General features: G+C 35.5%; 20 protein-coding genes. 8 read left to right on the forward strand and 12 right to left on the reverse strand.

Annotated elements, in window-relative coordinates; genetic code table 11:
* The first annotated feature begins 186 nt into the window (after positions 1 to 186).
* Positions 187 to 1878, forward strand: coding sequence for an ABC transporter ATP-binding protein (locus AB9K26_RS11280; protein WP_369972661.1), 1692 nt, complete (start codon positions 187 to 189; stop codon positions 1876 to 1878).
* A 385-nt stretch (positions 1879 to 2263) separates the two neighbouring features.
* Here AB9K26_RS11280 and AB9K26_RS11285 read toward each other — a convergent pair whose 3' ends face one another.
* From AB9K26_RS11285 to AB9K26_RS11325, 9 genes are all read right to left on the reverse strand, one after another.
* Complete coding sequence (locus tag AB9K26_RS11285) at positions 2264 to 2917, reverse strand: CoA transferase subunit B (RefSeq protein WP_369972662.1); 654 nt, start codon at positions 2915 to 2917, stop codon at positions 2264 to 2266.
* A 2-nt stretch (positions 2918 to 2919) separates the two neighbouring features.
* Positions 2920 to 3621 (reverse strand): CoA transferase subunit A, encoded by a 702-nt coding sequence (locus AB9K26_RS11290; RefSeq protein ID WP_369972663.1) that lies wholly within the window; start codon positions 3619 to 3621, stop codon positions 2920 to 2922.
* Positions 3622 to 3708: 87 nt separating this feature from the next.
* Entirely contained in the window at positions 3709 to 6063 is a 2355-nt protein-coding gene (locus tag AB9K26_RS11295) for a penicillin-binding protein 1A (RefSeq protein ID WP_369972664.1), read from the reverse strand.
* A 2-nt stretch (positions 6064 to 6065) separates the two neighbouring features.
* Complete coding sequence (locus AB9K26_RS11300) at positions 6066 to 6566, reverse strand: gliding motility lipoprotein GldH (RefSeq protein WP_369972665.1); 501 nt, start codon at positions 6564 to 6566, stop codon at positions 6066 to 6068.
* Complete coding sequence (locus tag AB9K26_RS11305; protein WP_369972666.1) at positions 6553 to 7725, reverse strand: stage 0 sporulation family protein; 1173 nt, start codon at positions 7723 to 7725, stop codon at positions 6553 to 6555. The genes AB9K26_RS11300 and AB9K26_RS11305 overlap by 14 nt, the downstream gene beginning before the upstream one ends.
* Before the next feature lie 120 nt (positions 7726 to 7845).
* Positions 7846 to 8076, reverse strand: a complete 231-nt coding sequence (locus AB9K26_RS11310; RefSeq protein ID WP_369972667.1) for a ferredoxin — start codon at positions 8074 to 8076, stop codon at positions 7846 to 7848.
* Positions 8076 to 9320 carry a peptidase U32 family protein gene (locus tag AB9K26_RS11315; RefSeq protein ID WP_369972668.1) on the reverse strand — a complete coding sequence of 415 codons (1245 nt, stop codon included), beginning with the start codon at positions 9318 to 9320 and terminating at the stop codon, positions 8076 to 8078. Before AB9K26_RS11315 ends, AB9K26_RS11310 begins: the two co-directional genes overlap by 1 nt.
* A gap of 31 nt (positions 9321 to 9351) precedes the next feature.
* Positions 9352 to 10356, reverse strand: coding sequence for a radical SAM protein (locus tag AB9K26_RS11320; RefSeq protein ID WP_369972669.1), 1005 nt, complete (start codon positions 10354 to 10356; stop codon positions 9352 to 9354).
* Positions 10353 to 11426: a rhodanese-related sulfurtransferase gene (locus tag AB9K26_RS11325; RefSeq protein ID WP_369972670.1), complete on the reverse strand. Its 1074-nt coding sequence runs from the start codon at positions 11424 to 11426 to the stop codon at positions 10353 to 10355. Before AB9K26_RS11325 ends, AB9K26_RS11320 begins: the two co-directional genes overlap by 4 nt.
* Positions 11427 to 11856: 430 nt before the next feature.
* Between AB9K26_RS11325 and recA the strand changes: the two genes are divergently transcribed.
* The 4 genes from recA to AB9K26_RS11345 all read left to right on the forward strand — a co-directional run bounded on the left by recA (position 11857) and on the right by AB9K26_RS11345 (position 15579).
* On the forward strand, positions 11857 to 12861 hold the full coding sequence (gene recA / locus AB9K26_RS11330) for a recombinase RecA (RefSeq protein WP_369972671.1): 1005 nt from the start codon (positions 11857 to 11859) through the stop codon (positions 12859 to 12861).
* Between the two features lie 119 nt (positions 12862 to 12980).
* Positions 12981 to 13394: a hypothetical protein gene (locus AB9K26_RS11335; RefSeq protein WP_369972672.1), complete on the forward strand. Its 414-nt coding sequence runs from the start codon at positions 12981 to 12983 to the stop codon at positions 13392 to 13394.
* Positions 13395 to 13423: 29 nt separating this feature from the next.
* Entirely contained in the window at positions 13424 to 13969 is a 546-nt protein-coding gene (locus AB9K26_RS11340) for an RNA polymerase sigma factor (RefSeq protein ID WP_369972673.1), read from the forward strand.
* Positions 13969 to 15579 (forward strand): hypothetical protein, encoded by a 1611-nt coding sequence (locus AB9K26_RS11345; protein ID WP_369972674.1) that lies wholly within the window; start codon positions 13969 to 13971, stop codon positions 15577 to 15579. Before AB9K26_RS11340 ends, AB9K26_RS11345 begins: the two co-directional genes overlap by 1 nt.
* A gap of 49 nt (positions 15580 to 15628) precedes the next feature.
* On the opposite strand, the gene AB9K26_RS11350 is transcribed toward AB9K26_RS11345, so the two are convergent.
* Positions 15629 to 16393: a lysophospholipid acyltransferase family protein gene (locus AB9K26_RS11350; protein WP_369972675.1), complete on the reverse strand. Its 765-nt coding sequence runs from the start codon at positions 16391 to 16393 to the stop codon at positions 15629 to 15631.
* 111 nt (positions 16394 to 16504) lie between these two features.
* On the opposite strand from AB9K26_RS11350, the gene trpS reads away from it, so the two are divergent.
* Entirely contained in the window at positions 16505 to 17473 is a 969-nt protein-coding gene (trpS, locus tag AB9K26_RS11355; protein WP_369972676.1) for a tryptophan--tRNA ligase, read from the forward strand.
* Here trpS and AB9K26_RS11360 read toward each other — a convergent pair.
* Together AB9K26_RS11360 and dprA are read right to left on the reverse strand one after the other, a co-directional pair.
* Entirely contained in the window at positions 17451 to 17597 is a 147-nt protein-coding gene (locus tag AB9K26_RS11360; protein WP_369972677.1) for a hypothetical protein, read from the reverse strand. The genes trpS and AB9K26_RS11360 overlap by 23 nt on opposite strands.
* A 37-nt stretch (positions 17598 to 17634) precedes the next feature.
* The gene (dprA, locus tag AB9K26_RS11365; protein ID WP_369972678.1) at positions 17635 to 18738 is read right to left on the reverse strand and encodes a DNA-processing protein DprA; all 1104 of its coding nucleotides are present in this window, start codon (positions 18736 to 18738) and stop codon (positions 17635 to 17637) included.
* 97 nt (positions 18739 to 18835) lie between these two features.
* Between dprA and AB9K26_RS11370 the strand changes: the two genes are divergently transcribed.
* Both AB9K26_RS11370 and AB9K26_RS11375 read left to right on the forward strand, forming a co-directional pair.
* Positions 18836 to 19774, forward strand: coding sequence for an SPOR domain-containing protein (locus tag AB9K26_RS11370; RefSeq protein WP_369972679.1), 939 nt, complete (start codon positions 18836 to 18838; stop codon positions 19772 to 19774).
* Positions 19775 to 19867: 93 nt separating this feature from the next.
* The gene (locus tag AB9K26_RS11375; protein ID WP_369972680.1) at positions 19868 to 20386 is read left to right on the forward strand and encodes an acyl-CoA thioesterase; all 519 of its coding nucleotides are present in this window, start codon (positions 19868 to 19870) and stop codon (positions 20384 to 20386) included.
* Position 20387 lies beyond the last annotated feature (1 nt).

The following is a 20387-nucleotide window of genomic DNA, read 5'->3' on the forward strand; positions in this document are numbered from 1 at the left end:
TAATTAATTTTAATAGACAAAATGCATAAAATATCGATGAAATGCAATATTTTTTATCATTGAATATTTATTTATCTGATTTTTAATAGTTTAGTCATTTGGTCAAAAACATGCTTTTGTAGCTTTTATCTTACTTTATGTTTTGTTTCTTCTCATTTATCAACTTTAATTTGTCTATTTTTACATATGCCCAATAGCAAACTATTAGAAATTAAAAGCCTTTCAGTTTCATTTTTTAACCAAAAAGAAGCGTCTGAAGTCATTCATAGTATATCCTATTGTTTAAATGAAAATGAAATATTAGGTATTGTTGGAGAATCAGGTTCAGGAAAATCGGTTTCCTCCTTAGCAATTATGGGTCTATTACCAAAGGGTATATCTAAAATAACACATGGAAGTATCTTTTTCAATGAAAAAGACTTAACCAAAATATCAGAAAAACAATTACAGAACATTCGAGGAAATGACATTGCAATGATTTTTCAAGAACCTATGAGTTCCTTGAATCCTTCCATGACTTGTGGAAAACAAGTGGTTGAAATTCTGCTGCAACATTGTGATATTTCAAAATTTGAAGCCAAAACTGAAGCATTGGCGCTATTTGAAAAGGTGAAACTTCCTTTGCCAAAACGTGTATTTAAGGCTTATCCTCACGAAATATCTGGTGGACAAAAACAGCGTGTTATGATTGCCATGGCATTGGCTTGTAAACCCAAACTATTAATTGCTGACGAACCAACAACAGCTTTAGATGTTACGGTTCAAAAATCAATTATCAAACTTCTTAAGGAACTACAAAAAGAGGAGAGGATGAGTATCATATTTATTTCCCATGATCTCGCTTTGGTTTCCGAAATAGCTAATCGTGTTATAGTGATGTATCGTGGAGAAATCGTTGAAGAAGGAGACGTTGATTCTGTATTTAATAATCCTAAACACACCTATACTAAAGCATTGCTAAGTTCAAAGCCTTCTTTGGAGGTGCGTTTAAAACGATTGCCAACGATTAAGGATTATATGGAAGGGCAACCGAAAAGCAATATCATTGATACAGCGGAACGTCAAAAAAACCACAAATTAATTTATAGCAAGCCTCCTCTTATAGAAGTTATTGACCTGGAAAAAGAGTATGTGTCAAAATCAGGTTGGTTTGGAAAAAAAGACCACTTTAAAGCGGTCAATCAAGTCGGCTTTAAATTATATGAAAGTGAAACTTTAGGACTGGTAGGTGAATCAGGTTGTGGCAAAAGTACTTTGGCCAATGCTCTCTTATTATTGGATAAGCCAACATCAGGAAAAATACTTTACCAAGGAGTCGATATTACTTTATTAAATAAAAAACAGGAAAGGCAACTTCGTAAGGATATTCAAATCATCTTTCAAGATCCTTACGCTTCACTAAATCCGAGATTAACGATTGGCAAAGCAATTATGGAGCCAATGCAAGTTCATGGAATAGGTTCTTCAGAAAGAGATAGAAAAGAAAAAGTTATGGTACTCTTGGAAAAAGTAGGTTTAGATGCATCATACTTCAACCGCTATCCGCATGAATTTTCAGGAGGTCAACGTCAACGAATCGGAATCGCAAGGGCTATCGCTTTACAACCCAAAGTCATTATTTGTGATGAATCCGTGTCGGCATTAGACATCTCTGTCCAGGCTCAAGTTTTAAATCTTTTGAATGATTTAAAAGACAACTTTGGTTTTACATATATTTTTATCTCCCATGACCTCGCAGTTGTTAAATACATGTCTGACCAATTATTGGTAATGAATAAAGGTAAGGTTGAAGAAATTGGAGATGCAGATTTAATTTATGAAAATCCGAAAATGGAATACACTAAAAAACTTATTCATGCTATTCCTAAGGGATTATAGCATGAATATTTTTTTAGTTAATGTTAAGATGTTTTTGAGCAATCTTAGGGTTTTGTGAAAGGACGTTATCAGTTTACTTTCACGATTTGTAGGTTTAAGTAGATTTGGGGCAAAAAAGTTCATAGGTTAAAATTCATGATAAATTTGGGGCAAAATCATTAATTAAGTTTATGGCAAATTTGGGTTAATAATTGTTTTCGATTTGGTTTTGCTAATATGAAACATAATTTTTAAATTATCAGTTGTAATACACAATAAATCGATGAAATACACTTTATTTTAACATTTCATGATATTTATGTTGACTTTTCTTACAAAATATTAACTATATAATAAAAAGAGCCACTTAAAAAAGTGGCTCCTTTATAACTTATTTATACACTAATTATAGCTGCATCTCTGGGATATCGCCTTCAATAATTAAATGACCTTCAGTTGCTGACTTAATCTCTTCAACCGAAACACCTGGTGCACGCTCTAATAATTTAAACCCGTCTTTAGTCACTTCCAAAACAGCTAAATTAGTTACTATCTTTTTTACACAACCTACTCCAGTTAATGGTAATGAACATCTTTTCAATAATTTGGATTCTCCAGCTCTATTGGTATGCATCATGGCCACAATAATATTTTCGGCACTAGCTACCAAATCCATCGCACCACCCATTCCTTTAACCATTTTTCCTGGGATTTTCCAATTAGCAATATCACCATTTTCAGCAACTTCCATAGCTCCTAAGATTGTCAAATGAACATGTTTTCCACGAATCATTGAAAAACTCATAGCTGAATCGAAAAAACTTGCCCCTGGCAAAGTAGTAATCGTTTGTTTTCCTGCGTTTATGATATCTGCATCCTCTTCTCCTTCATATGGGAAAGGTCCCATGCCCAAAACACCATTTTCACTTTGAAATTCAACTTCAATATCATCTCTTACGTAATTGGCAACCAAAGTTGGGATTCCAATTCCTAGATTTACATAAAAGCCATCTTGAACTTCTTTTGCAATTCGTTTGGCGATTCCATTCTTATCTAACATAATTAATCTCTTTGTCTAACTGTTCGTTGTTCGATTCGTTTCTCGTAACGTTCTCCTTTAAAAATACGTTGTACAAAAATTCCAGGGATATGAATTTGATTAGGATCCAACTCTCCGATAGGAACTAATTCTTCTACTTCTGCAACAGTAATGGTTGCTGCGCCACACATATTTGGATTAAAATTTCTAGCCGTTCCTTTAAAAATTAAATTACCTGCTAAATCTCCTTTCCAAGCCTTTACAAAAGCAAAATCGGCTTTAAAAGCTTCTTCCAACACATACATTTTCCCATCAAACTCTCTTGTTTCCTTTCCAATTGCAACTTCGGTTCCATAACCTGCAGGTGTATATATAGCAGGAAAACCTGCTTGAGCTGCTCTACATCGTTCGGCTAATGTGCCTTGAGGAATTAATTCTACCTCAAGTTCACCAGATAACATTTGTCTTTCAAACTCTTCATTTTCACCAACATAAGATGAAATCATTTTTTTGATTTGTTTTTTCTGCAACAGAAGCCCTAATCCGAAATCGTCAACTCCAGCATTGTTTGAAATACAGGTTACTCCCTTAACATTGAGACGTACCAATTCTGCTATGGCATTTTCGGGGATTCCAGACAAGCCGAAACCGCCCAACATAAAGGTCATGTTATCTTTCACACCTTTTAAGGCATCATTAACTCCAGCAACGTTTTTCTTAATCATTTTTAAAAAATTTGATAGCGAAAAATACGAAATAAAAAAACCATTCTAAAAAAGAATGGTTAATGATTTTGGGTGTGACTTTAAAATTTAAAAATCCAATACATCCTTTAAATCGTCAGCTGGATCAACTTCAATAGTATCACTTGCTTTCAAATTAGCACAGTCAACCTCTATAGACAATTCGCTAGGTTTTTCAAATGCGTCTTTTGATACATTTAGTTCAGGATCGTCATAACAAGCCTTCATATATAGAGCCCAAATTGGAAGCGCCATTGAGGCTCCTTGACCATAGGTAATAGTCTTGAAATGAGCTGCACGATCTTCAGCGCCTACCCAAACGCCTGTAACTAAATTTGGAACCATTCCCATGAACCAGCCATCACTCTGGTTTTGTGTGGTTCCCGTTTTCCCAGCAATTGGATTTGTAAGCTCATAAGGGTAACCCGTAATAATTTCTTTGTAAACTGGAACTTTAGCAGCCCAATTATGTCGTAATCTTTGACCAGACCCACTCTGTGTTACACCTTCCATAAGGTTCACAGTTGTATAAGCCACTTCATCACTTAATACATCGCGACTTTCAGGTGTAAATTGATATAAAACCGTTCCGTTTTTATCTTCAATTCGAGTAACCATAACAGGTTTGTTATACACGCCTTTATTAGCAAATGTGGCATAAGCCGCTACCATTTCATAAACGCTTAAGTCAGGTGTTCCCAGAGCTATAGCAGGAACTGGTGGAATGTCAGACTCCACACCTAAACGCTCTGCCATATCAATTACTGGTTGTGGTCCGACCTTGTCCATCAATCTTGCTGTAATAGTATTTACAGAATTTGCCAATGCGGCCTTTAAGGTTAAAAATCCTTCATATTTTCCATCAGAATTCTTTGTAGTCCATGGTTTAGGATTCCCATATTTCTCGGCTTCAATTGTTATTTGCTGTCTAGGTAAAGTGTCACATGGAGACAAGTGCAACTGATCAATTGCTGTTGCATAAACAAACGGTTTAAAAGTTGATCCAACCTGGCGTTTTCCTTGTTTTACATGATCGTATTGGAAGTGTTTGTAATTCATACCACCAACCCAAGCTTTCACATGGCCTGTTTGGGGATCCATAGACATCATTCCAGGATGTAAAAATGATTTGTAGTAGCGCATAGAATCGATTGGCTTCATGATGGTGTCAATCTCTGAGGCTTTTCCATTTTTCCAAGCAAAAATCGTCATTTGAACAGGTTTCTTGAAGGAAGCTTCAATGTCTTTGTCTGATTTGCCTTGATTTTTCAAAACTCGCCAACGTTCAGAACGACGCATAGAAGCATTCATAAGCGCCTCTATTTCATTTTGTTCAAGTTCTAAAAAAGGAGCTGTTTTATTGCGATCAGGAGTGTTTTGATGATCAAATTCAGCCTGTAATCTCGGCATGTGTCTTTTGATGGCATCTTCTGCATGTTGCTGCATTCTGGAATCTATAGTCGTGTATATTTTTAATCCATCATTATACAGATTATATTTTTCACCATCAGGTTTCGGGTTGTTTTTAATCCAATCTTTCATAAATCCGTCAAGATAAGCCCTAAAGTATGTCGCAATTCCTTCTCTATGGGATTCTGGTGAATAATTGAGATCCAATTCCGTTTTCTGAAGGGAATCCATTTGAGCTTCCGTTATGAACTCATACTTTTCCATTTGACTGAACACGACGTTACGTCTGTTCTTTGTTCCTATCGGATTGCGATGAGGCCTTGGATTATATAACGATGAATTCTTAAACATCCCAACCAACATTGCAGATTCTTTGATATCGAGCTCTTTAGGTTCCTTTCCGAAATAAATTCTAGCAGCACTTCGAATACCATCAGCATTGTTTCCAAAATCGTAGATATTGAAATACATGGCAATAATTTCCTCTTTGGTATATTGTCGTTCCAAGCGAATCGCAATAACCCATTCTTTAATTTTTTGAGTAATCGCCTCAAACTTGTTTTTAGATCTTACACCTACAAAAAGCTGTCTTGCTAACTGTTGAGAAATGGTACTAGCGCCACCTTTTTTACCTAAGTACGCAAATGCCCTAATGGTTCCTCGAGCGTCTATACCTGCATGGTCATAATACCTGATATCTTCTGTGGCAACCAAAGCATCGACTAGATGTTTGGGTAATTCGTCATAATCTACAGGTGTTCTATTATCATTTAGATAAAATTTCCCCAGTGTTTTATTATCTGAAGAGATGACTTCAGTAGCAAGGTGTGTTTTGGGATTTTCAAGAATCGTATGATCTGGCATTTCTCCCAAAAAGCCCCAAGAAGCCAGAAGGAAGACAAGAATAAATAAGAAGATGCCTCCTGTAAAGGTGATCCAAAACCAGCGAATGTACTTTGAAAAATCCTCAGTTTTTGTTGAGGACGATTTCTTTTTTACTGCCTTTTTTGCCATAATCAGTTTGTATTAGCCTTTTCTACTCTTAAACCAACATCAGTAATTCCTTCGAGATTCACGATGCCATCAACCTCTCCATTCTTCCTCATGGCATGTTGGATATGTACCTCATAATCTCCTGTTTCAGTAAATTTAAAAGGCTTATCATGTCCCTTATACCATAACTTGTTTTCTTTTAAATCAGAAAACCCTGTGCCCAAAAAAGTACCGTCTGGCGCTGCCATTCTGTATTCTAAGGTGTCAATCATGGTTTTCCCATTTGGGTAATCTAAACCAACAACTAAAAACAGGTTACTAAACTTATAGGCATCTGTATTTCTTAAATTTACAAATAAATTGTAGGTATTAGTTGTATCGGGTGAGGTAATTTTAAATGAAACAATCGAATCTTTATGCCATTGGTTTGAAACGGATTTATAATCGTCAAAAACTCTACTAGAATCGCATGAGGTCATGAATAAGACCCATAAAAAAACAATTATATATTTATTTTTTTGCATTCTTTTGCGACTTATTGGGCCTTTGTTTTCTCGATTTGTTTCTTCTACGCTTCTTTTTTGCTTTTGGTTTATCAAAACGTGTTAAGCTATCTTGACCAACAACGTTTTCAAACTCAGTTTTAGTATCTATCGCCAACTCAGAAGCATATTCTTCAAGACTTGCAACCTTTTCTTTGGACTTGTTTTTTTCAATGATTTCCTTTACCTGATCGGTAGTTAAAACATGCCAATTCATCCATTCGCCTTCATAAGCATACCATAAAAGCCCTTTGAAAATATCTGTTTTTTGACAGATGGCAACACCTTTTTCCGTATATAGCTTTGTGTCCTTTTTGGGAAACGCTTTTAATGCATCTAAGTAAGCATCCAATTCGTAATTTAAACAACACTTAAGTTTTCCGCACTGGCCAGCCAATTTCAAAGGGTTAAGTGACAGTTGCTGATATCTTGCAGCTGAGGTGCTAACCGATCGAAAATCGGTTAACCAAGTCGAACAACACAATTCACGACCACATGAACCAATACCTCCAAGTCTTGCTGCTTCTTGTCGAAATCCGACCTGACGCATTTCAATTCGCGTTCTGAATTCTCGAGCAAACAATTTAATAAGCTCTCTAAAATCAACACGATCTTCGGCTGTGTAATAAAATGTTGCTTTACTGCCATCTCCTTGATATTCAATATCTGAGATTTTCATCTTTAATTTAAGGTCAATGGCAAATTGACGCGCCTTGACCTTCATGTCTTCTTCTTTGTCTCTAGAAGCTGACCAAACATCAATATCTTTTTGGGTTGCTTTTCTATATATTTTTAAGACGTTTTCTTCGTCATTTATATCTATTTTTTTGCGTTTCATTTGCACTCTTACAAGTTCACCTGTAAGTGTCACCATACCGATATCATGTCCAGATTTTGCTTGTGTAGCTACAATATCTCCTATGCTTAGGGATAAATTTTCGGTGTTTTTGTAATATTGTTTTCTTCCGTTCTTAAAACGCACCTCAACGCCAATAAAAGGATCTTGTCCTTGTGGTAACGACATATTGGCTAACCAATCAAAAACAGTAAGTTTGTTACAGCTATCTGTACCACAAGTACCATTGTTTTTACATCCCTTTGGTTGACCATCATTTCCAGTGGAGCAACTGTTACAAGCCATAAATTAATGTATATAGTATCGAAATGTCATTGCCATTTCGAATGAAGGATTCATAAATCATCTAAGTTGTAAAGATACTATTATTTAAATGACTTTAAAATTTTTGAATAAGATGCTTTGTTAAATATGTTTTACTGAAATAATCTTTACTGGACAAGCTTTTGAAGCCCTGTCACAAGTTTCAAAAATTGCATAATCTTGCGACTTGAGCGTAAAAAACCCTTTCTTGTCAGTGCTGTGAAGCAAAACAGATTTTCCGTCTTTTTTTGACATTTGAAACTGTTCAGGCGCTAGTTCAACACAGTAATTGCAACCAATACATTTTTGTCTTTGAAGAGTAACGACAACCATTAAGCCTCTGTTTTGGTTTCAATTATTTTATACAACTTATCAGAAGGTCTTACGCGAAATTTAAGAGGGATCGTAACAGAATCTCCTTTAGTCCCTTTTTTCTTTGCTTTGTCGTTAACCAACATGTCTTCCAGCTGAAACTCTTCGACACCTGTTGTCGGACCAGTAATCAAAAGATGGTCTCCAATCGACAAATCAAAAGCTTCAATCTTAAATTCGCCTATTTGCGCTTTTGGATAAAAATGAACTCCTTTTCCAATGTAAACCTTCTTTTGGGTGGCATGACTTCCAGAGCCTTTACTCCATTCACCTAATTTTTGACCTAAATAATAACCGCTCCAAAACCCTCTATTATAAACTTTTTCAAGATCTTTCATCCAACTGATAACCTTATCCTTACTGTAAGTGTTGTTTTCTAAACTATCGATTGCGTCTCTGTAACATTTAATAACTTTTGCTACATATTCTGGAGCTCTTCCACGACCTTCAATTTTTAAAACCTTGATTCCTGCATCAGCAATCTGATCGAGAAAATCAATCGTACACAAATCTTTTGGCGACATGATATACTCATTATCCAACTCCATTTCGAAACCAGTTTCCTGATCGATAACCGTGTATTTTTTTCTACAATTCTGTTTACACGCTCCTCTATTTGCAGAAGAGTTTTGGGAATGTAAACTCATGTAGCACTTTCCAGAAACAGCCATACATAAAGCACCATGTCCAAAAATTTCTATTTCAATAAGTCGTCCTGAAGGCCCTTTGATTCTCTCTTTTTCTATTTGGGTTGTAATGTGCTTGACTTGACGAAGGCTTAATTCCCTACTTAACACAATAGTATCTGCAAACATGGCATAAAACTTTACGGTTTCAATGTTTGTGATGTTTATTTGTGTAGAAATATGGACTTCCATATCATGAGCTCTTGCAATAGCAATAACTGCTTGGTCCATAGCAATGACAGCTGTAATATCAGCTTCTTTCGCTTTTTTGACGAGAGTCTTTACAATCGATAAGTCATGATCATAAATTATCGTATTCAAAGTAAGGTAGGTCCTTACATTTTTAGCCTTACAACGTTTTGATATTTCCTCTAAGTCATCAAGTGTAAAATTAATGGAGGCACGTGCTCTCATGTTGAGTTGCTCAACTCCAAAATATACAGAGTCCGCTCCATTGTCTAAAGCAGCCTGAAGTGATTCGAAATTTCCTGCAGGCGCCATTAATTCTATCTTTTGCATAACTTCTTAATGTATATGATGGTTCTATAAACTAGTTGAACTCTACCTCGTAATTGAGTTTATTTGATCGGGTTTTTAAATTTGATCGCGATTTAAATACATTCGACAACAAGAGTTGGCTCCATTTTATTTTTTTGGAAAACTCATTAAAAGATTCTTCACGCCAATTAAATCCTTCTTTCCAAAATTTATTAGGTGATATATAACAAAATGTGTAGTCGAAAATCACACTGAATTGGTTAGTACTCTTTAAAGCTGATAATGTTTGAGGTGCCATTAAGATAATATCATTGGCACTGCAATTGGTTCTGACTTCGGAAATCACTTCTGGATAATCGTCCTCCAAAGTGGAAATATCAAAATTGTTGTATTCAGTATTCCCGATTTTTTGGATTGGTCTTATTTGTAGAATGTCAAAGCCTTCAGCATCAAAATGTTTAAAAAAGTCCTTTAACTCATAAAAGTTGTCCTTGTTAAACGTGTAATTGATTCTCACTTTAAAATCATACATCTTTTTTAGTTTAGAGAAAACCTTGAATGCGTTTTGAAATTTTTCATAGCTGGCTTTTTTCATAAAATGCTCATAGCTTTGTTTTGTAACACCATGCAGAGAGATGGTGAATTCATTTAAACCTGCTTTAAGCAAAGCTTCGATTTTCTCTTCTGTAAGCAAATTTGCGTTTGTGGTAATCGATATGTATGGAACCTGGTGGGCTTTTCCTAATTCTACAATTTTAACCAAGTCTTTGTAGAGTGTTGGCTCAGTGCCACAACCTATTTGCAGTTTCAAGGCTCTTTTAAATATGGCTTTTGCAACAAGGTCTAAATCCTCAGGTTTAAACTGTCCTTTTAAGGTTTTCACATAATCTGCATCTGTAAAATAGCACATTTTACAACGCAAATTACACGCAAGAACAGGATCTAGATTAACTGCCAAGTAACGTCTGTTAAGCTTATGCAAAAGGAACAGCGCCAAAAACTTAACCCTATGACTTTTTATTTTTCTATTAAGTTGTAGGAGTTTGTAGATGTTCATTTTTCCGTTTTGACAAAAGACTCATGTATATTTCTCAAATCACTGTTCATAGAAAGATGGTCGGCTCTTCCCTTTTTGAAAATATCGTTACTATTTCCTTGGCCTTTTCGAAGTGCTTTTTGCTCTTCATAGGGCAACTGAATAATTTCTTGACAATGGGTTGAGCAGCAATTAGACATTTTCTCCTTACACTCATCACATTGAATAAAAAGCAAGTGACAGGCTTCATTAGCACAATTGGTGTGTGTGTCGGCAGGCTGACCACATTGATGACAATTGGCTATAACATCATCGCTGATACGCTCTGAGCGTCTTTGATCAAACACGAAGTTCTTCCCTATAAACTTGTTTTCGAGTCCCTTATCGTTTACTTGTCGGGTATAGTTTATGATGCCTCCTTCCAACTGAAACACATTTTTAAAGCCTTTGTGTTTGTAGTAAGCACTCGCCTTTTCACAACGAATACCACCAGTACAGTACATCACAAGCTTTTTGTCTTCCTTGTGTTCTTTTAAATCTTCTTCAATCAAGTCTAAAGATTCCCTAAATGTATCGACATCTGGAGTAATGGCATTTTTAAAATGACCTATCTCACTTTCATAGTGATTTCTCATGTCAACTAAAACCGTATCTGGATCCTCAATCAGATCGTTGAATCTTTCGGCGTCGACATGAATTCCTTTATTGGTCACATCAAAAGTATCATCGTTAAGCCCATCTGCTACAATTTTATGACGCACTTTCACCTTAAGTTTTAAAAAGGCGAAATTATCATGTTCAATAGCAATGTTAAGCCTTACATTCTCCAAGAAAGTTATCGTATCAAGATGAGCTTTGAAACTGTTGAAGTTTTCAGCAGGAACAGATAGTTGTGCATTTATGCCTTCCTTAGCAACATAAATGCGACCAAGTACTTCCAATTGATCCCAAGCCAAAAACATATGGTTTCTAAAAAGTTGCGGATTGCCAATTTTGGCATATTTATAGAAAGAGATTGTCAAGCGGTCTTTTCCCGCTTTTTCAATAAGTTCTGCTCTTTCTTTGGCACTTAAGTTATTGTACAGTTGCATGCTATACTAATTTTTAGGTGTTTAAGAAATAGTGAGGTGCAAAGATAGAAAAACCATTGAGTATCAATCTATAAAACAACAAAAAAGCACTAATGGCTTCTCCACAGTGCTTTTTTTACAGACTAACTCGTTACTAATATTTTTAATTTATCCTTAAAAATATTGAACGAGTTAGCCGCCATCGGCTTTACAGTTACTGTTTATGTGTACAGCAACTGAAACACCTAATGTGTTGTTAAAAATAATTTTTCTAAAAAACTTCATTGTTTAGTAAGAATTATTTTTGGTCAACAATTTGACCTTTTTCATAGCAAGATTTTCCAATCTCAATTGGTAGATGCAAATTGTTTAAAAAGGTTGCGTCAATCGATTGAAAAAATTAAAAGTTGTTGTAATTTAGCAGAACTATCAAAAATTAAAATATAGAGAAATGAGTAGTGAAAAAGAGGCAAAATTAAAAGCTTTAAAATTAACATTAGACAAGCTTGATAAGGCTTACGGAAAAGGAACGGTAATGAAAATGAGTGATCAGGCAGTGGTTGATGTTGATGCCATTTCATCTGGATCACTAGGGTTGGATATTGCCCTTGGCGTTGGAGGTTATCCTAGAGGGAGAGTCATTGAAATTTATGGTCCTGAATCTTCAGGAAAAACAACATTGACACTCCATGCTATTGCCGAGGCTCAAAAAGCTGGAGGTATTGCTGCTTTTATTGATGCAGAGCATGCTTTTGATAGAACTTATGCTGAAAAATTAAATGTCGATATTGACAATCTGATCATTTCCCAACCAGATAATGGCGAACAAGCTCTAGAGATTGCTGATAATTTGATTCGCTCTGGAGCAATCGATATCGTAGTGGTTGACTCTGTAGCAGCATTAACGCCAAAAAGTGAGATTGAAGGCGAAATGGGTGACTCCAAAATGGGTCTGCATGCTAGATTGATGTCTCAAGCTCTTAGAAAACTAACAGGATCTATAAGTAAGACCAACTGTACTGTGATTTTCATTAACCAATTAAGAGAAAAAATTGGTGTTATGTTTGGAAACCCGGAAACGACAACTGGAGGTAATGCCTTGAAATTTTATGCTTCAGTTCGTTTAGACATTAGACGATCAACTCAAATTAAGGAAACCGACGGAAGTGTTGCTGGAAACAAAACACGTGTTAAGGTCGTGAAAAACAAAGTGGCTCCTCCTTTCAAAATGTGTGAATTTGACATCATGTATGGAGAGGGTATCTCTAAAGTTGGTGAGGTTTTGGATCTTGCTGTGGAACATGAAATCATTAAGAAAAGTGGTTCTTGGTTCAGTTATGGAGACACCAAACTTGGGCAAGGTCGTGATGCTGTCAAGTCACTAATAAAAGACAATCCAGAACTTATGGAAGAGCTTGAGGAGAAAGTTCGAGACATCATAAATTCCAACGATTAGTACACTATGCTTCCTTAAAATCCCAATATTTGGGATTTTTTTTGTTTTTACACGCAACCATTTTATATATTGAGCATCTAGTAAATGAAAATTGGTCTGTTGACCATAAAACAATATAGATGAAGAAGCTTTTGTTTTTAGCCTTTTTGGTATGTACTGTTTTATCTTGTAGTGTCGAGGATGACAACACACCCAATTTCTACAATGAAATTTTACCTGTTGAAAGTGTTAACATGCCAAGTGAATTTCAGCTCGGCAGTTCACATGAAATTACAATGACATACTTAAGGCCTACTGGTTGTCACGTGTTTAGTGATTTTTATTATGTAAGTGAGCTAAATCAAAGAACCGTAGCTATTATAACTTCTGTTTTTACTGATATTGATTGTGAAACTTTTGAAAATGAAGAAGTTCAAGTAACCTTAAATTTTCAAGTAAACAATAATGGAACTTATATTTTTAGGTTCTGGCAAGGTGAAGATGCCAACGGAAATGACATTTATTACATCGTAGAGGTTCCAGTAGTAGAATAGCTAAAAATTAACTAACAACAGCGACTCAATTGAGTTTAGAACAACTCATAGAACAATGTAAAAAAAATGATACTCAAGCCCAAAGTCAAATATACAAGCTCTTTGCGAGTAAACTGTTTTCGATTTGCTTGAAGTATTCGCGTAACTATGCCGAAGCTGAAGATAATCTGCAAGACGCATATGTTACCATATTTAAAAAAATAGATCAGTTCAAAGGTAAAGGCTCCTTTGAAGGCTGGTTGAAACGAATAACTATTAATACTGCCTTACAACGCTATAGAAGTGTTGGTGTTTATGATATCATAAATGAAGATCAAATTGAAGGAAGTGTTTCAATTGAAATTGATGACGATGAGATGAATTTAGATTTCTTGTTGAAAATCATCCAAGAACTTCCAGATCGCTATCGATTGGTTTTCAACCTTTATGCTTTAGACGACTACTCGCATAAGGAGATTTCAAAAATGCTAGACATTTCAGTAGGCACCTCAAAATCAAATCTTGCTCGTGCTCGTTTGATTTTAAAAGATAAAATTGAAGAATACAAAGCGAATCTTAATTCGCAGAGTTTATAATGAAAGAAAAAAAGACCATAGACAAGCTTTTTAAGGAGCAGCTCAAAGATTTCGAAGCGACTCCAAGTGATGCTGTTTGGGAACAGATTGAAAAAGAACTCCACCAAGACGAGCGTAAGAAACGTCGTGTGATTCCGATATGGTGGAAATTTGCTGGTATTGCTGCTGGTTTAGCCTTGATTTTTACTATTGCTAATCTGATGCTCAATTCATCAGACAATGAAAATCATCCTACAAACATTATTGTTGATGATGCTAATACAAAGCAAAACAATCCTAAAAATGGAAATCTTGATTTAGAAAATCAAAACAGTAATAACCTCTCTTCAGAAAATAATGACCTTCAATCTGTAGCTAATTCAGCTAATGATGATTTAGAAGATAACCAGGCTACTAAAGATAAGAACAATCAAAACAGCTTGACGAATAATGATAATTCCGAAGACCAGATTGTGGCTACTAACCCGAACACTAAGCTTCAAGGTGATGATAACAAAACGCCTAATTATTCAACAAATAATGCTAAAGATGAGTCGTACGATAGTGCGCAGAAGTTAACTAAAAATCCTAAAACTTCTGGTAGTAATGCTGTTGCTCAATCCAACAAGAACTCGTCAAGTTCAAACACTAAAAGCGAAAATGGAGCTATTTTAAAGAGCCCAACTGAAATGGATGCTTTAATACAAAACACAAAAGATTCCAAAACAGCTGTTACCAATAATCATTCTGAAAAAGACACTACTGATATAAATAATCCTAAGCCTGATTCTCAATCTACTACTGATGATAATCAGCAAGATTCTATTACAGAAGACAGCAATGCTATCGAAAATGCTATTGCCGAAGCTGAAAACACCAATGAAAAAGAAAAAGAGGAAGAGAAACTAAACAGGTGGAGCGTTTCCCCAAACGTGGCGCCTGTTTATTTCAGTTCTTTAGGTGAAGGCTCTTCGATAGATGATCAATTCGTCAAGAATAACAAACAAGCTGAAATCAATATGAGTTATGGTGTTTCTGGAAGTTATGCCATTAACAAGAAACTGAAAATCAGAGCAGGTATTAACCGTGTTAATCTAGGGCAGACTACTAATGATGTTCTAATTTTTGAAAACAATAGTGGTCCTGTTGCAAGAACAAGTAGCCCTTTAAGCAATATAAATATGGTTCAAGGTGTTGGTAGCCATTCGGTTTATAGTGTCAATAACTTTAAATTTGACAGTGCTCCAACTTCATTATTTACCCTTGAACATGGTTCTATTGACCAGCAACTTGGCTTTATTGAAGTTCCTATTGAAATTGAATATGGCTTAATTGAAAGAAAACTGGGAGTGAATTTGATTGGTGGCTTTAGTACCTTGTTTTTAAATAATAATGATGTTTATGCGGTTTTCAATAGCGGTGAACGTGCCCGTTTAGGAGATGCTTCCAATGTAAGGGACGTAAGCTATTCTGCTAACTTTGGTGTTGGATTAGACTATAATTTTTCAAAGCAATGGCAGTTTAATCTTGAACCGACCTTTAAATATCAAATAAATACATTCAATAATGCCTCTGGAAATTTTCAACCATTTTTCATTGGTGTATATACTGGACTTAGTTATAAGTTTTAGGTTTTTTAGTTGGTTAGATCGTTATTGTTTGTCAAAAGCGACTTAAAAGCTACTCTGCGCTAAGGGTAGCTTTTGGGTTTTTATCAAATATCTGTAATTCATTGAATATCAAATTGTGGGTGTTTTCTTTTAGAAGTTGGGTGTCCTTGATATTAAGGTCTTCTGTTTTTATAAACCGATGAATCTTAACTCTCATTTGTCCTGGGCCTCCACTAAAAAAAGTATATGAAAATCGTTTTTTGTTATCGGCAAAAGTAAGCGGAACAATAGGTATTCCATGATTAATGGCCATCCTAAAAGCACCATCTTTGAATTCGTCAAGAATAACTGATTCATCTGGAACACCTCCTTCAGGAAAAATACAAATACTCAGTCCTTGTTTTAAGCGTTTTTGAACTCTTAAGTATACTGCTTGCCTACTTTTGGGGTTACTTCTGTCGACTAAGATGCTTGTACGTTTATAAAAAAAGCCAAACAAGGGAATTTTAGCCAACTCTTTCTTCCCAACAAAAACAAACGGATTTTTTACAGCAACCAGCATCAACATAATATCTGTCATAGACGTATGATTTGCCACAAACATATAGCTCTTACTAAGTTCTGGAATTTGTTCTCTCTGTATCTTGATATTAAAGCCCATACCAATCAAAATGAACTTAGCCCAAAATCGAGCCAGTTTAAAGAAAAAAGGATACCAAGACTCCTTCAGAATCGATACGATTAAAATTGGCATCAAGACAATGATAGGAAGCGCTACTAAAATGTAGAACCAAACTCGATAAAGAATCCAAAAGATGTATTTAAAAAATCTCATCTGGCTCAAAACTACTCAAATTAATTCAACAATTCTACTAAAAAATTTACCTTTGCTGACGATATAGTTCACAAATAATAATTTAATTTCCGCAATAGCGAAACTAAGAATATGGCAAGAATTTTAACAGGAATACAAAGTACAGGAACACCACATTTAGGAAATATTCTAGGAGCAATACGACCTGCTATTGAAATGGCTAATGACGATAATAACGATTCTTTTTTGTTTATTGCCAACTTGCATACCTTAACGCAAATTAAAGATGCGGCTCTTTTAAAGGAAAATACGTATTCAACCGCTGCCACTTGGTTGGCTTTTGGATTAGATATAGAAAAAACCGTGTTTTACAGACAGAGTGATGTTCCACAGGTAACTGAACTATCATGGTATTTAAGTTGTTTCTTCCCTTACCAACGCCTAACTCTTGCCCATAGTTTTAAGGATAAAGCTGATCGATTGGAAGATGTAAACTCAGGTTTATTTACATATCCTATGCTCATGGCGGCTGATATTTTATTGTACGATGCCGATATTATTCCTGTTGGGAAAGATCAATTGCAACATATTGAAATGACACGTAGCGTGGCTTCTAGATTTCATACCAAAATGGGTGAAACTTTTGTCATGCCAGAAGCTAAGGTTGAAGAGCACATTATGCTTATACCTGGTACTGATGGTGAAAAAATGAGCAAAAGTAGAGGGAATACCATTAATATTTTCCTCCCTGAAAAGAAGCTGCGAAAGCAAGTTATGTCAATCCAAACAGATAGTACGCCTTTAGAAGACCCTAAAGACTGGAAAACCTGTAATTGTTTTGCCATTTATCAATTACTTGCGTCAAAAGAAGATGTAAATACTATGAAAGCCAATTATGAAAAAGGTGGTTATGGTTATGGACATGCAAAGCAAGCGCTCTTTGAACTCATTTTAGATACATTTTCATCTCAACGTGAGCGTTATGCTCATTACATGAGCAACCTCAACGAAATAGATGATGCTTTAGCTATTGGCGCTGAAAAAGCTTCAAAAGTTGCAAATGATGTGCTTCAACGCGTTAGACAAAAAGTAGGTTACTAATGAAACGTTTGCTGATTTTCTGCATCATAAATACCATATCAATGCTGTTGTTGCTTGCCTCAAGATTGGTATCAGACCATGAAGGGTTTGATTGGTTATTAGTCGCTCCAATAATTCTTATCATTATTACTTGGATTCACTTTTTTGTTCAGCGAAAAAAACTAAGACAACTGAAATAATTTACCAGGCAAAGGCCTTACAACTCCTTTTAATTCCATTGCCAATAAAATACTGGCTACTTTAAAGATTGGCATTTGACATTCCAGGGCAATGATATCCAAAAGTTGTTTCTCATGACTTTTCAAATAGTCATGAATGGATTGTTCTTCTGGATTTAATTCAACAAACAGTTGTTTTTGAACTGAAGCTGTGGCTTTGCTTTCTATATCCCAATTCAAGATATAAGGCACATCCATTGGGTTCGACAGCACATGGGCTTGTTGGTATTTGATTAAATTATTACAGCCTAAGCTTTGACTATCGGTGACGCGACCAGGTACGGCAAAGACATCTCTGTTATAGGAATTTGCTATATCTGCCGTAACCAAACTTCCACCTTTTTCAGCAGATTCAATAACAATTGTGGCTTCACTTATGCCTGCAATTACCCTATTACGCTTTAAAAAATTATTTCTGTCAAATTCATCAGAACTCCAAAAGTCGGTTAAAAAACCACCATTACTATTTACTTGCGCCATGTATTTCTTGTGTGACTTTGGATAGATTTGATTGAAGCCATGTGCTAAACATCCTATGGTTTGTAAGTTGTTTTCCAATGCTGATTTTTGAGCGGTAATATCGGTTCCATAGGCAAAACCAGAAACAATTACTGGATTAAAAGGCGCTAATTCGTCTACCAATTTTTTACAAAAGGCAACTCCATAATTGGTTATTTTTCTTGTACCAACAATGCTGATAATACGCTGACGTTTTAGATTTATATTTCCGGTTTTAAAAAGCAATATCGGAGCATCAACACAATGCTTCAACTTTTCAGGATAATTGGGATTCATAAAATATAAGCACTGAATATCGTTCTCTTTGATAAACCGAAGTTCTTCTTCAGCGGCTTTCAAATGTTCTGAATTGAATAACTCATTTAGCATGGTGCTTCCTATGCCTTCTATTTTAAGCAAATGGTGCTTTTTAGATTTTAAAACGGCTTCTGCTGATCCACAATGATTTAAAAGTTTTTTAGCAGTTATGTCTCCTATTTTTGGAACATGCTGCAAGGCCAAAACATAAATCAAATCCGATTCTGTCATTTATAGATTATTTTCTATGAAAATACAAAATTTGCACTGTTAATAAATACTCTTACATAGATTTTATTCACATGTAAAAATGTTTAACTTTGTTTTTATGCAACTGGAGACTTACATCAGTGATTTATTATACCGTTACGATTGTGTTATCGTACCTGAACTAGGTGCTTTTTTAACAAATCGTGTGTCAGCGAAGGTTCATGAGACAACACACGCCTTTTATCCTCCAAAAAAAGTATTGTCTTTTAATGAGCAATTGCAAGTAAATGATGGTCTACTTGCTAACTATATAGCTGAGGTTGAAAAGATTCCTTACACTAATGCCTTGAAAAAAGTTCGTAAGCACGTCAAATCGATTAAGTCTTACTTGGTTGAAGGCGAAACCATAGCTTTTGATAACGTTGGTGAAATGGTTTTGAATAACGAAGGTAAAATTAATTTTGAGCCATCACATCATATCAACTATCTCACTGAAGCATTTGGATTATCACAATTTACTTCAGAAAAAATCACCCGTGAAGTCTATAAGGAAGAAGCCGAAACTATTGAAAAGGCTATTCCATTAACCATTACTCCAGAAAAACGTAAATCTCGCAATTATTTAAAATATGCCGCTATAGCTGTTATAGCTTTGACAGTGGGTGGTTTTACGGTATCTAATTATTACCTCAACCAAATCGAAACACATAATCAATTAGCTCAAGAGGAAGCCAATCAGAAATTGGATGCGAAAGTTCAAGAAGCTACTTTTATTATTGATAATCCGCTTCCTGCAGCAACACTTTCAGTGGCCCAACAAACAGGTAATTACCATATTGTTGCTGGAGCGTTTCGAATTGAAGCCAATTCCGATAAAAAAGTCGAGCAGCTAAAGGCTAAGGGTTATAACGCAAGAAAAATTGGAGTCAATAAATACGGACTTCACGAAGTCGTTTATGCCTCATATTCAGATCGAGTTGAAGCATTGCAAGCATTACGTCAAATAAAACGTGAGCACAATCGAGAAGCTTGGTTGCTGGTGAAAGCTTTAGACTGATAGGTTCCTCACGTAGATTCTATATAATTTCAAAATCATTTCGTTTAAGACTGGAATTCCATGTACCTTTGCAAAAAATTGTAAACTACTTACATGAAAGCAAAAACTGCATTTCAATCTAAAACCGTTATGACCGATTTGGTTTTACCTAGTGAAACTAATCCTATAAACAATCTTTTTGGAGGAGAGCTTTTAGCACGTATGGATCGCGCTGCTAGCATTGCTGCTAGAAGACATAGTAGACGTATTGTCGTGACAGCTTCTGTAAACCATGTCGCATTCAATAGAGCTATTCCTCTTGGAAGTGTTGTGACTGTTGAAGCGAAAGTTTCTCGTGCTTTTAAAAGCTCGATGGAAGTCTATCTAGATGTTTGGATTGAAGATCGCGAATCTGGGGAATCCACCAAAGCCAATGAAGCTATTTATACTTTTGTTGCAGTAGATGAAACAGGTCGCCCAGTGAATGTTCCTGAATTAGTGCCTGAAACCCAATTGGAAAAAGAGCGCTTTGATGGTGCTTTGCGTAGAAAGCAATTGAGTCTAGTGCTTGCGGGAAAAATGAAGCCGAGCGAAGCTAAAGAGCTCAAAGCTATTTTTGAAATAGAAGATTAAA

The organism is Psychroserpens sp. XS_ASV72 (genome assembly GCF_041224425.1).
Taxonomy (GTDB): domain Bacteria; phylum Bacteroidota; class Bacteroidia; order Flavobacteriales; family Flavobacteriaceae; genus Psychroserpens.